This is a genomic window from Nesterenkonia aerolata (assembly GCF_031470965.1).
Taxonomy (GTDB): domain Bacteria; phylum Actinomycetota; class Actinomycetes; order Actinomycetales; family Micrococcaceae; genus Nesterenkonia; species Nesterenkonia aerolata.
This window is the reverse complement of record NZ_JAVKGR010000002.1, coordinates 322903-335523: the sequence shown is the minus strand read 5'-3', so window position 1 is coordinate 335523 and position 12621 is coordinate 322903. Positions and strand designations below refer to the sequence as shown.

The following is a 12621-nucleotide window of genomic DNA, read 5'->3' as shown; positions in this document are numbered from 1 at the left end:
CTCATGACACCACCCTGGACCAGAAATCACCCCACATATGGGAGACATGCCCTAGCTCTCCTCTTCCTCGACGGCTCAGCGGTCATCTGCGGCACGCGGTGCGTCCTCGACACGGACTGTGCGCTTCTCGATCGGCTTATCGATCTGCGTACCGACCTCGAGCACCCGGTGGACGTAGATGCCGGGCAGATGCACTGCGTCAGGGTCGATCTCCCCGGGTTCGACGAGTTCCTCGACCTCGGCCATGCAGATCTTCCCCGCCATCGCCGCCGGCGGGCCGAACTGCCGGGCGGCCTTGTGGAAGATCAGGTTGCCGTGACGGTCACCTCGTGCGGCGTGGACGAAGGCGAAGTCCGTGGCGATGGACTCCTCCAAGGCGTAGTCCAGAGGCTCACCCAGGCTGTCGAAGCTGCGGACCTCCTTCGGCGATGAGGCCAGGGCCACCTCACCGGTGGAGTCATAGCGCATGGGGATCCCACCCTCGGCCACGGGTGAACCGACTCCGGTGCGTGTGTAGAACGCCGGTATCCCGGCGCCTGCGGCTCGGAGCTTCTCTGCCAGTGTGCCCTGAGGCACCAGTTCCAGCTCCAGTTCACCCTCGAGGTACTGGCGAGCGAACTCCCGGTTCTCCCCCACATACGACGAGGTCATCTTCGCGATACGCCCTGCCCGCAGCAGCACGCCGAGTCCGAAGTCATCGGTACCGCAGTTGTTCGACACCACCGAAAGCCTCCGGGCGCCCTGTTCGAGCAGGGCATCGATCAGCTGCACCGGGTTGCCTGAGAGCCCGAAGCCACTGACTGCCAGTGAGGCTCCATCGGAGATATCCGCCACGGCTTCCGCGGCGGTGGAGACTGTCTTATCCATGCGTGTTCCCTTCCCTGTGCTCATCAGCTGTCGTCACCAGTTGTGCTCATCAGCTGTGGTCATTGACTGGCGTCACCGGCTGAGTCTCTGCGTGGGCGCGCGCCATCAGGCCGCTGTCCACCCGCCGTCGAGGGTGTAGGAGGCGCCGGTGGCCATCCCCGCGGCGTCAGAGGCCAGCCACAATGCCAGCGAGGCGACCTCCTCAGGCTCCACCATGCGCTTGACAGCGGATTCGGTGAGCATGATCCGCTCGATGACCTCGTCCTCCCCGATGCCGTGGATCCGGGCCTGATCGGCGATCTGCTTCTCCACCAGCGGGGTCCGCACATAGGCCGGGTTGATGCAGTTGGAGGTCACCCCGTGCGGGGCACCTTCGAGTGCCGTGACCTTCGAGAGCCCCTCCAAAGCATGTTTGGCCGAGACATAGGCAGATTTGAACGCGCTGGCACGCAGGCCGTGGACTGAGGACAGGTGGATGATGCGTCCGAAACCGCGCGCATACATGCCCGGCAGCGCTGCCCGGGTGAGCAGGAACGGCGATTCGACCATGAGCCGGTGGATGAAGCGCCACATCTCCGGCTCGTACTCATGGATCGGGGCGACCCGCTGCACCCCGGCGTTGTGCACCAGGATGTCGGTTTCCAGGGTCAGGTCCTCCAGATCGGCAGTCTCGGCCAGATCCACGGTCCAGGCCCGGCCGCCCACTTCAGCAGCCAGGGCCTCAGCGGCCTCGCCGTCGCGGTCACAGACCGTGACCTCGGCTCCCGAGGCGGCGAAGGCACGCACACAGGCCGCACCGATGCCGGAGGCACCCCCGGTGACCACGGCCCGGCGGCCTGCCAGCAGATCGGGGTTCACGGCTGAGGCACGACGCGAAGCGGCATCGCGAGCCTCAGAGCGGGTGTCATCTGTGCTGGTCATCAGGTTCTCCTTCGGATCAGACGAGGGTTCACATCCGGCCGCCCAGAGGGATCGGCTCGGGATTCAGTATTCAGGCCACCACTGACACGCCGGTGACGAGGACCGCCACGACGAGGACGGGGATGACTAAGGTCACCATGCCGATGTCCTTATAGGACTGGCGGTGAGTCAGGCCACAGACGATGAGCAACGTGACCACCGCACCCGAGTGCGGCAGCGTGTCGATGCCACCGGCGGCCATGGCCGTGAGCCGATGCATGATCTCCAGGCTCATCCCCTCCTGATCGGCCATCGCACGCAGGTCCTCGCCCAGCGCGTTGAGCGCGATGGTCATCCCGCCCGAGGAGGAACCGGTGAGTCCTGCGGTGATCGAGGTGGTCACCACGGAGGTCACCAGCGCATTGGCCCCCATGGTGAACACGGAGTCGCGGATGACTGCGAAGGCGGCGACCGAGGCGACCACTGCCCCGTAGCCGACTTCTGAGGCGGTGGAGAAGATCGGCAGCATCGAATGCTTCGCCCCGTCATAGAACCCGGCGCGCAGTTCGGCGAAGTGCCGGATGTTCAGCAGCACGATGAGCGCGATGGCCGCAAGGATAGCCAGCAGGACGGCCCAGAGGGCGGCGCGGTCATCGACGGTGATGGCGCCGAACTGCTCCCCCTCCAGATAGCTCCAGTCCATGGCGGGAAAGAAGACCAGCGTGCAGGCGAAGTTCACCACCGCCACAGTCAGCAGCGGCAGAAACGGCACCACACGGTTCGGCGGGGCGAGAGCCACAGCGGTCCGGGAGCCGCCGTCGTCGGCCGGACCACCGATGACCTGCCGGCTGGCGTCGCTGTCGAAGTGCTCGCCCTTGGCGATGAGACTGCGCCGCCGGAACTCCAGCCACAGCAGACCGAGGCCGAAGATCATCGCGCCTCCGACGGTCCCCAAGACCGGGCCGGCATAGGAGCCGGTGCCGAAGAACTGCCCGGGGATGACGTTCTGCACCTGGGGCGTCCCCGGAAGCGCCGTCATCGTGAAGGTGAAGATACCCAGTGCGATCGTGCCCGGCACCAGCCTCCTGGGGATATCAGCCACGCGGAAGAGCTCTCGGGCCAGCGGGTACATCACGAAGGCGACGACGAAGAGACTGATCCCTCCGTAGGTCATCAGGGCGGAGGTGATCACAGTGGCGGCGATCGCGCTGCGGCTGCCCAACCAGGAGGTGATGGTGCGCGCGATGGATTCGGCATAGCCGGTCACCGTCATCAGCAGGCCGAAGATCGCCCCGACCAGGAACACCGGGAAGAAGTTGCGGACGAAGTCGCCCATCGCCGGCATGAAGATCTCAGTGTAGGAGGCCAGGATCGGTGCGCCGGAGAAGATCAGGCACACGGCGGAGGCGATGGGTGCGGCGATGATCACCGGCACCCCTCGGTAGGCCAAGGTGATGAGCAGCAGCAGGGATACGACGATGCCGATGATGCCCAGGATCATGGGGTCCCCTCGAAGGATGGTGGTCGACGGGTGCGGCCGCTCAGGCAGGTGCCCGGCGCCGGTGGTCGTAGACCAGCATGCGTCCCAGAACGTGATCTGCGCTACAGTGAACCGTCCAAGACTGGAGTCGTCATCTTGTAGCCAGCTACAACTGCGGCTCGCCCTCGGACGCGGATCGGCTGAGGTTCCCCCGATGCGCCGCGACCCGACCGTCACGACCGCCTCGCGCCGCCAGCGCCCAGGAGACTTCGACGATCGTGTCCACGTCGCCCAGATCCGCCCCGGTGAACTCTTCGAAACGTTTGAGCCGGTAACGCAAAGTATTCACGTGCACCGGTATGCTCCGGGCAGCCAGCGGGATGCTCATCCGACAGCGCAGGTACGCCTCCACGGCTTCCATGATGTGCTCACCGAAGACCCCGGCCTCCTCCAGCGGCGCCAGATGCCGCTGCCACAGCATCTGCGTGGTCTCGGGGCTGGTATGGATGCCCAACCGCCAGGAGAGTCCCTCGACGTCGACGATGCCGCAGGCACCGACTTCTGCGGCCGTCACCAAGGCCAGGGAGGCCGCTTCGAAAGACTGGGGCAGCTCGTCGAGCAGCACCGGACCGCCCATCCCCACAGTCAGCTCCGTCAGGGGTACATCCTGCTGGTGTGTGCCGATGACGATGCCCAGCAGATGGGCTCCGCGCACAGCGGTCATCACCTGGACCCCAGCCTGTTCGGCCCACTGAGCGATCATGCGCTGATGCTCCCGGTCCGTGCCGGGCAGCGAGTCAGCCACCAATGCGCGGACCGGCTCGGTGGTGGGGACGTCGTAGAGCGCGGCCCCACGGCGCCGCTCGGCCTCATCCATCGGTCTGGTCACCACATCACCGATCCACTCAGCCTGACGGGCGGAGTCTGCCAGCGCCCGGTCGAGTTCCTTCTCCTGATAGACCACGACGGCCCGTGCGGAGAACGCATCGCCGAGCGCCCAGAGGATCGTCGAGCAGTCCAACACCTGCTCAGCGGGTATACCCAGCTGCGGGGCACGGCGCAGCAAACGGTCCAGGATCACCGACATGCAGACCCGGAATCCAGCCAGCACACTGCCCAGCGGAACACCTTGACCGTGACGTTCCACAGCCAGCTCATCGGCCTCCGGCACGTCACCGGGCGCCGGAATGCCTCCGTCGCGTACCGTACGGATGCTCAGCGCGATGTTCCGCTGCGCGGAGGCCTCCAGCGCAGCCGTGGGGACGTTCTCATACCCCGGGACGCCGGCCCGCAGATCACGGATCGTCTGTTCCAGGATCGTGGTGTCGCAGGAGAGCTCATCGAGCACCTGCTCCATCACCCGGTCCACCGGCCGGTTCATGCCTCGGTGCTCCGGTGCCGCGGCTGACGGCCTCTGGGAAGTCATCCTTCGTGAGAGCCGCCGTCACCTTGGACGATCTGATCAGCACTGACCCCGACTCCGAACATGACCGGCTCCGCCGCGGTGTTCTTCTGCGCTGGCTCCTCTGCGAGGCTGTCCGCGCCTGAGGATCCCGCTGAGAACGAGGCCGTGAAGGTTGCCACAGATTCTTCCTGCTGTTCGGCTGAGGTCTCCACCGTGTTGACCGGTGCGCCCGAACCCTGGGCCGAGCTGGCGGCACGACGGCGGCGACGCCCCCGAGCAGGTTCTGCACTGCGTGACGCCACAGCCGCGTCCAGGCTGTCCAGGGTCACAGAAGACTTCTCAGGAGACTTCTCGGCTGTGCGCTGGGCGGACTCGGAGCCCTGCTGGCCGGAGCTGGGCACGGTAACCTCTTCACCACCGATGGTCAGGGTGGCCGGTGCCTTCTGCCCGTCGGCGGCCTGGGACTTGTCCTCGGAGCCGTTGGAGCTGGCCGCGGCCACCTGAGACATCGCCTGGCGTGCCTTCTCTGCCTTTTCGGCCTTCTCCTGCTCCTCACGGCGCTGCTCGGCGGTCAGCTCGGTGTCCTCGCCGTTGCGGCTGTTCTGCCCATCCTGCGCGGAGTTGTCCTGCTGGCCGTTCTGCCCGCCACGGTTGCGTCCCTTCCGGCGCTTCTTGCCGCGTCCGGGACGCGATTCGCCGGGGGAAGCCGACGGCTGGGAGCTGCTCAACGGCTCGGAGTGGGTGATCAGACCGCGTCCGGCGCAGTGCTCACAGTCCTCGGAGAACGCCTCGACCAGCCCGGTGCCCATCCGCTTACGGGTCATCTGGACCAAGCCCAGCGAGGTGACCTCGGCAACCTGGTGCTTGGTGCGGTCACGGCCGAGGCATTCGACGACGCGGCGCAGCACCAGGTCACGGTTGGACTCCAGCACCATATCGATGAAGTCGATGACGATGATCCCGCCGATGTCCCGCAGCCGCAGCTGGCGGACGATCTCCTCGGCGGCCTCGAGGTTGTTCTTCGTCACCGTCTCCTCAAGGTTGCCCCCGGAACCGGTGAACTTGCCGGTGTTGACGTCGACCACCGTCATCGCCTCGGTCCGGTCGAAGACCAGAGAGCCGCCGGAGGGCAGATTGACCTTGCGCTCCAGTGCCTTGGAGAGCTGCTCATCGATACGGTGATGGGCGAAGACGTCATGGGAGGGCAGGTTGCCGTCGTCGTCGGCCACATCCCAGCGGGAGAGTCGGTCCAGCAGGTGCGGGGCCACATAGGTGACGTAGGCCTCGACGCTGTCCCAGGTCTCCTCTCCTTCGACCTCCATGGAGGAGAAGTCCTCGTTGAAGACGTCACGGACCACCTTGATCGTCAGATCCGGCTCGCTGTAGAGCAGCTCGGGAGCCAGGACTTTACGGTCGTCGCGCTTGGCGAGAATGGATTCCCAGAGGGAGCGCAGCCGGTTGATGTCATTGGTGAGCTCCTGCTCCGAGGCACCCTCGGCGGCGGTGCGCACGATCACCCCGGCGTTCTCCGGCATGTTCTCCTTGAGCACCTTCTTCAACCGGGCGCGCTCGGTGTCCGGGAGCTTACGGGAGATCCCCGTCATGGAGCCACCGGGCACGAAGACCAGGTAGCGGCCGGGCAGGGAGACCTGGCTGGTCAGCCGCGCGCCCTTATGCCCCACCGGGTCCTTGGTGACCTGGACGAGCACGGAGTCGCCGGACTTCAGGGCGTTCTCGATCTTCCGGGGTGCGCCGTCGAGGTTTGCGGCGTCCCAGTCCACTTCCCCGGCGTAGAGCACGGCGTTGCGTCCGCGCCCGATGTCGACGAAGGCCGCCTCCATCGAGGGCAGCACATTCTGGACCTTGCCGAGGTAGACGTTGCCGATCAGCGATTCCTGCTGTGTGTCTGAGACGTAGTGCTCAGCGAGCACACCGTCTTCGAGGACACCGATCTGCACACGGCGTCCGCGCTGGCGCACGATCATCTTCCGGTCCACCGATTCCCGGCGGGCGAGGAACTCGGCCTCGGTGATGACTTGACGGCGGCGGCCTCCGCTGCGGGAGGCCCGGCGCCGCTGGCGTTTGGCCTCAAGCCGGGTGGATCCCTTCACACCGGTGACCTTCGTCGGGGCAGAAGACTCCGCGTTGTCCCGCGGGGCGCGTACCCGGGTCACGGTGTGCTCGGGGTCATCGTCCTCACCGCCGGAGACCTCAAGGTCTACGGAGCCGCGACGACGACGACGGCGCTTGCGCACCACCTGCTCGTCCTCGGCACCGGAGCCATTCTCGGAAGCCTCAGCCTCATCAGTGTCGTGGCCCTCGCCGTCCTGGCTGTCATTCTCGGAGCGCTCGCCACGACGGTCCTGCTGGCTGTCTTGGGACGTGTCCTGGGTGTTGCCGCCCTTGTTCTTCGTGGAGCGTCCGTTAGAAGACTGCTTCTTCTCCCGGTCCTGCTTCGCTGCAGAATCCCCGCTCTCAGAGTTGCTGTCATCGGCGCTGCCGGGGGTGTCGGACTCGTCCTGCTCATCCTGGCGGTCCTGCTGGTCACCCTGGCCACGGCCGCGGTTGCGCCCTCCTCCGCGGCGCCGCTTGCGCCGGCTGCGCCGGCCGCCTTCCGAGGAATCGGAGGAATCCTCTGAGGAGTCCCCGGCACCACTGGTGTCACCGGAGTCGTCGCTGTCCTCAGTGTCTGCTCCGGTGTCCGCTTCGGCGCCTGCTTCAGGGCGGCTGACCCGGACCGGCTCGACCTCGGAGAGGTCCGGGGCCTGGAAGAGCACGTTGAAGGGGTCAGCAACAGTCTCTGCGCCGGGGTTCTCCGCTTCAGCGGAGTTGGATTCGGATGTGGGTGTCTGATCGTTCTGCGTCATCGCCGGTTACTCCTGCCGACGCGAGCGGCGCCACACTCGCCGACGCGGCGGCTGCTCATACGGTCGCCTCAGCACCGCTCACCAACTGCCCCGGGTACCGGAGCGGGAGCGGCGCGAGGGGAATCCTACGTGTCGTCGAAAACCTATCTCGCAGCCTCGTCGCCTGAACACCGGGCGCTGACACCCCACAAGATGGGGCGTGCGCTCTGCACGGTGTGCATCGACGTCCACTCGTCGCATCAGTGATCGGCGGCGGCAGCTTGCCCTTGTTCTTCACGGCCGTGCGGACTCGAGGCAGCTGATGCTGCTTCTTGCCCACGACGGGTGCCGACCTCGCCGTCTCAGCCGATGCGGCGGCTGAGCCTACACAGATGCCGGGTGTGGTCCGGCCTCCGATGCGCTCCAGTATCGCACACCGATGCGTGCAGCCGACGGAGCCCCGCCCTGGGTCGGCAGGTTCGCGGCGTAGACTGCGGGCTATGAGCACTGAGATCGACGCCGGTTCCACGGTCCGTTGGGACGCTGCCACCGCAGGCCAGCCGGGCCCGGATGATCAGGCTGCAGCTGCCTGGATTGCCCGGCCACAGCCGTTGGGTTTCTGGATGCTGCTCACCGGGACGATCGGCGTGGTGGGCTCTTTCATGCTGCTCTATGAGCGAGTACTGCTCTGGCAGGATCCCGATCACGTCACGGCCTGCGATGTGAACCCGTGGGTCTCCTGCGGCGAGGTCATGCAGTCCTGGCAGGCGGCGACCTTCGGCTTCCCGAACATCTTCATCGGGGTCGTAGGCTTCCCCCTGGTGGTGCTGGCTGCCGTGACGGTGCTCTCCGCGGTGCGGCTGCCGCGCTGGTGGTGGTGGGGCCTGCAGGCGGGGGTCACCTTCGCCTTCGGTTTCTGCACCTGGCTGTGGTTCTCCGCGGTGTACAGCATCGGTGTGCTGTGCCCCTACTGCATGGTGGTCTGGGCCGGGACGATCCCCCTGTTCGTAGGGGTGACGGCGGCGAATCTGGTGCGCGGCACGATCCCGTCTTCAGCTCGGGTCCGGCGGCTCACCGCCGAGTGGTGGTGGGTTGCGGTAGTACTGATCTACCTCTTCGTCTTGGCGAGCATCATTGTGGAGAAGCCGCAGGCTTTCGGGCTCTGAGACGTCTCGAGCTCTGCAGATATCCGGAGCTCTGCAGGTATCCGGGCTGAGGCTGCCGCGGACTCACCCCTCATCTCTGCGGCCATCTCTGCGGCCTGAGCACTGGGATTCAAGCGTAGGGAAGAACGGTTTACTCACCTCCACCGCGGTGACAGGATGGTCCCAGACCACTGATCGAGGAGGATGCCATGCCCCAGACCGTCCGCGCCGTCGTCGTGAAGTCCAAGGACGCCCCGGCTGAGGTGGAGGAGATCATCGTCCCTGATCCGGGGCCGGGTGAAGTCGTCGTCGATGCGCTGACCTGCGGTGTCTGTCAGACGGACCAGCACTTCCAGCAGGGTGAGGTCGGTGATGACTTCCCCTATCTGCTCGGCCACGAGGCCACTGCACGGGTCTCAGAGATCGGTGAGGGGGTCACCCACGTCTCTGTCGGCGACAAGGTGATCCTGAACTGGCGCGCGGTCTGCGGTGAGTGCCGGGCGTGTCGGAAGGGTCAGCCGCAGTACTGCTTCGACACCGCTAACGCGGAGCAGAAGATGACTCTGCTCGACGGCACGGAGCTAGAGCCGGCGCTGGGCATCGGTGCCTTTGCGGAGAAGACCCTTGTCGCGGCTGGTCAGTGCACCCGCATCGATGACGTCGGCGCGGAGTCCGATGCCGCGGTCGGTCTGCTCGGCTGCGGGGTGATGGCCGGAATCGGTGCGGCGATGAACACCGGTGAGGTCCGGCGTGGTGAATCCGTGGCGGTCATCGGCTGCGGCGGGGTCGGCACTGCGGCGATCGCCGGTGCGAAGCTGGCCGGTGCCACGAAGATCATCGCCGTGGACATCGCGCCGCGGAAGCTGGAGAAGGCCCGTGAGCTGGGCGCCACTGAGACGGTGAACTCCGGCGAGGAGGACGCTGTGGAGGCGATCCGTCGGCTGACCGATGGTTTCGGCGCTGATGTGGTGATCGACGCGGTCGGCCGTCCGGAGACCTACCGGCAGGCTTTCTACGCCCGTGATCTCGCCGGGCGGGTGGTGCTGGTCGGGGTTCCTGACCCGAGCCACCAGATCGAGCTCCCCCTCATCGATGTCTTCGGCCGGGGTGGGGCGCTGAAGTCTTCCTGGTACGGGGACTGCCTGCCCAGCCGGGATTTCCCGATGCTCGTCTCCCTGTACCAGCAGGGCCGGCTTGATCTCGATGCCTTCGTCACTGAGCGGGTCACCTTGGATGCCGTGCAGGAGGCCTTCGAGACCATGAACCGCGGTGAGGTTCTGCGCTCAGTGGTCGAGCTCGAGGCCAGCTGACCGATTCTCCGGGCCAACGGTTCCACTGCACCCCGCCATACTGACTGACCGGAAGGACACGTGATCACTTATGACAGCGACCATCGAACACTTGGAGACCTCCGGCACCTTCTCCCTCGACGGCGGCACCTGGGAGGTGGACAACAACGTCTGGATCGTCGGTGACGAGCGCGAGGTCATCGTCATCGATCCGGCCCACGACGCCGAGGGTGTCGCCGCTGCGGTGGGTGAGCGTGAGGTGCGCGCCATCCTACTCACCCATGCCCATGATGACCATGTCTCCGAAGTCTTCGACGTGCAACGGCTGATCGGCGGGCGGGTCCATCTGAACCCTGAGGACTACGTCCTGTGGGAGAAGACCCACGGGGCCGCGCGCCCGGAGGTGGAGATCAGCGACGGTGACGTCTTCACCGTGGCTGGGGCTCAGCTCACCGCGATCCACACCCCGGGCCACTCCCCCGGCTCGACCTGCTTCTACGCCGAGGATCTTGACGGTGCCCCGGTGCTGTTCTCCGGAGATACGCTATTCGAAGGTGGTCCGGGCGCGACGGGCAAGTCCCACAGCAGCTTCGAGACCATCATCGAGTCTATCCGCACTCGGCTCTTCGAGGTGCTGCCGGAGGCGACCGTCGTCCACACCGGTCACGGCCCGAAGACCTCGATCGGCGCAGAGAAGCCGCACCTTCAACAGTGGATCGACCGCGGTGAGTGAGCGGCTGTCTCGCTGAGCCGATACTGCTCGCCGTAGACGTTCAATACGGCTTCGATGACCTGTTCCACCGTGATCTGCGGGGTGAGGTCCTCAGCGGCTCCTGCGGTCAGCGGGTCCCAGTCCATGCCCAGTGCCTCGTAGCTCTCACTGAGGACACGGCGGATCGGGCTGGAGTCTTCGACGATGATCGCTGAGGAGAACAGCCACCCGGTGCTGATGACCCGCTGGGCGGTGCCGATGAGCTTCACCCGGTGGTCCGGTGCGGTGGAGGACACTCCGTGGACGGTGTGCTCCCCGGGGCAGTATTCCCCGGGGAGCTCTCCCATGCGGGCGTCGACGTGGCAGCGTCTCAGCGCTTCGCGGAGGAGTTCTCCTAGTTCTGCGAAACGGTGCTGAGAACCAGCGATCGGGTCTCGTTCGGGAGCGATGTGATCGATGACGAGACAGCCGTGGTGGTACGCGGCCGCCCGGCCTCCGGCGCGCCGCACCAGCGGAGTGAATCCGAGACGACGGCAGGCTTCGGCGGCGGTGCCGAAGCCTGGGAGGCGGGTGTCGCGCTGTCCGAAGGCGACGGTCGGTTCGGGGCGGTAGAGCCGCAGCGTTGCCGGGGTCGTCCCGTCCCGAGTTCCTTGGAGCAGGGTGATGGCCGTGTCCAGGTCCGCGGCCGCGCCGAGAGTTCGGTCTTGGCGGATAACGGCCAGGGCGTCGGTGGTCATGAGCCGGGTGCGGGCCGGACGGTGAGGATCTGCTCGCTGCGGCCGAAGGGGCCCTCGACATCGTGGAGGACCGCGGAGGTCAGGCCGATACCGTCTGCACCGTAGGTCTGCTGGGCTTCGAGGCCGAGCCATTGGCCCACCGGCGTGCGGTGCAGGTGGATCTGCAGGTCGACGTTGGGGAACATCCAAGAGTTGGGTCCGGGTTCCGCGCGCGGGGCCACCCCGTTGGCGGTGTCGACCAGTCCCAGGAGCCGCTCCACCGGTGCAGTCTCTACTCCTCTGACCAGCGGGTACGGGGTACGCAGCCAGACCACTCCCCGCCCTGCCCGGCGTCCGGGGACTTCGCGGAACTCGAGTCCGCGGATATAGCCTCCGGGCCAGACGTCCATGCCCTCTGAGGGGCTGAGCTGTTCGGGTCCGGTGACGGGGGTGTCTTCCACTGCGGCGACGGCTGTGGTGTCGCCGGTGATCAGCCGCCAGGCACGGGCGACGATGCAGGTCCGCCCGCCGCCGATCATTTCCGCTTCGACGAGTTCGATGGTGCGGCCCGGCCGGATCATCCGGGTGTGGATCTCGATCTCTCCGCCGGGGATGAGTCCGTGGATGTCCAGGCTCATCCGCGCGATGCGCAGTTCCTCGCGTGGTTCGAACCGTTGGATCGCGTGGGTGAGGATTCCTGTGGCGGGTGCCATGTGCTGCTCGTGCGGGTTCCAGGCCCCCTGGGCGTGGATCGTCGAGCGGTATCGGCCGCCGCCGAGTTCCTCATAGTAGAAGTCACCTTCGGCCAGTGCCGTTGCCTCGTTGTTCATCGCTTGCCACCCTTCTGGATTCGACGACGTCGGGTTCCGCGTTGCTCGACACCACCGAAGAGAAGATAGGCCAGCGGGCCGAAGAAGTTCACGAAGCTGGCCAGCGCCCAGGCCCACTTCGGGCCACGGACCTCTCGGGCATCGCGTGCGGAAAGATCGATCAGTGCCACGGCCTGGAGGCCGAGCTGGATCACGGACGCGAGAACTGTCAGGGCCTTCCTGGTCATAGTTCCCTCTCAGTCAGGAATCAGCCGCCGCTCATCGGAGACACCCGGAGGAGGCAGCCAAGGATACCGGGCACGAATCTACCGTACGACGTCGGCGCCTGCGCTCTGGCTGATTCGCCTGTACTAGTACATCGGACACGGCATCCTTCAGCGCCAAAGCACCCAGGGTGGGGTAACAAGGTTCTAGAACGGCTTGCGGCAGAC

Annotated in this window: 11 protein-coding genes; 3 read left to right on the top strand and 8 right to left on the bottom strand. The window is 66.3% G+C overall.

What is annotated here, in order from left to right; translation table 11 throughout:
* Positions 1 to 75: 75 nt before the first annotated feature.
* From RIL96_RS04005 to RIL96_RS03985, 5 genes are all read right to left on the bottom strand, one after another.
* A complete protein-coding gene (locus RIL96_RS04005; RefSeq protein WP_310547703.1) occupies positions 76 to 867 on the bottom strand; it encodes a CoA transferase subunit A in 792 nt (263 codons plus the stop codon).
* A gap of 105 nt (positions 868 to 972) precedes the next feature.
* The gene (locus RIL96_RS04000; RefSeq protein ID WP_310547702.1) at positions 973 to 1788 is read right to left on the bottom strand and encodes an SDR family oxidoreductase; all 816 of its coding nucleotides are present in this window, start codon (positions 1786 to 1788) and stop codon (positions 973 to 975) included.
* 70 nt (positions 1789 to 1858) lie between these two features.
* Entirely contained in the window at positions 1859 to 3268 is a 1410-nt protein-coding gene (locus RIL96_RS03995; protein WP_310547701.1) for a GntP family permease, read from the bottom strand.
* Between the two features lie 145 nt (positions 3269 to 3413).
* Positions 3414 to 4673 carry a PucR family transcriptional regulator gene (locus RIL96_RS03990; RefSeq protein ID WP_310547700.1) on the bottom strand — a complete coding sequence of 420 codons (1260 nt, stop codon included), beginning with the start codon at positions 4671 to 4673 and terminating at the stop codon, positions 3414 to 3416.
* On the bottom strand, positions 4670 to 7519 hold the full coding sequence (locus tag RIL96_RS03985) for an Rne/Rng family ribonuclease (protein ID WP_310547699.1): 2850 nt from the start codon (positions 7517 to 7519) through the stop codon (positions 4670 to 4672). The genes RIL96_RS03990 and RIL96_RS03985 overlap by 4 nt, the downstream gene beginning before the upstream one ends.
* 479 nt (positions 7520 to 7998) lie before the next feature.
* On the opposite strand from RIL96_RS03985, the gene RIL96_RS03980 reads away from it, so the two are divergent.
* The 3 genes from RIL96_RS03980 to RIL96_RS03970 all read left to right on the top strand — a co-directional run bounded on the left by RIL96_RS03980 (position 7999) and on the right by RIL96_RS03970 (position 10665).
* On the top strand, positions 7999 to 8664 hold the full coding sequence (locus RIL96_RS03980) for a vitamin K epoxide reductase family protein (protein WP_310547698.1): 666 nt from the start codon (positions 7999 to 8001) through the stop codon (positions 8662 to 8664).
* 188 nt (positions 8665 to 8852) lie between these two features.
* Complete coding sequence (locus RIL96_RS03975) at positions 8853 to 9953, top strand: S-(hydroxymethyl)mycothiol dehydrogenase (RefSeq protein WP_310547697.1); 1101 nt, start codon at positions 8853 to 8855, stop codon at positions 9951 to 9953.
* Positions 9954 to 10023: 70 nt separating this feature from the next.
* Complete coding sequence (locus RIL96_RS03970; RefSeq protein WP_310547696.1) at positions 10024 to 10665, top strand: MBL fold metallo-hydrolase; 642 nt, start codon at positions 10024 to 10026, stop codon at positions 10663 to 10665.
* Here RIL96_RS03970 and RIL96_RS03965 read toward each other — a convergent pair.
* Genes RIL96_RS03965 through RIL96_RS03955 form a run of 3 tightly spaced genes read right to left on the bottom strand, consistent with a single transcriptional unit; the run spans position 10638 to position 12417 of the window.
* A complete protein-coding gene (locus RIL96_RS03965; RefSeq protein ID WP_310547695.1) occupies positions 10638 to 11381 on the bottom strand; it encodes a lipoate--protein ligase family protein in 744 nt (247 codons plus the stop codon). The two genes, RIL96_RS03970 and RIL96_RS03965, sit on opposite strands and share 28 nt — an antisense overlap.
* Positions 11378 to 12190, bottom strand: coding sequence for a thioesterase family protein (locus tag RIL96_RS03960; protein ID WP_310547694.1), 813 nt, complete (start codon positions 12188 to 12190; stop codon positions 11378 to 11380). Before RIL96_RS03960 ends, RIL96_RS03965 begins: the two co-directional genes overlap by 4 nt.
* Positions 12187 to 12417: a PLD nuclease N-terminal domain-containing protein gene (locus tag RIL96_RS03955; RefSeq protein WP_310547693.1), complete on the bottom strand. Its 231-nt coding sequence runs from the start codon at positions 12415 to 12417 to the stop codon at positions 12187 to 12189. The genes RIL96_RS03960 and RIL96_RS03955 overlap by 4 nt, the downstream gene beginning before the upstream one ends.
* Between the last annotated feature and the right edge of the window lie 204 nt (positions 12418 to 12621).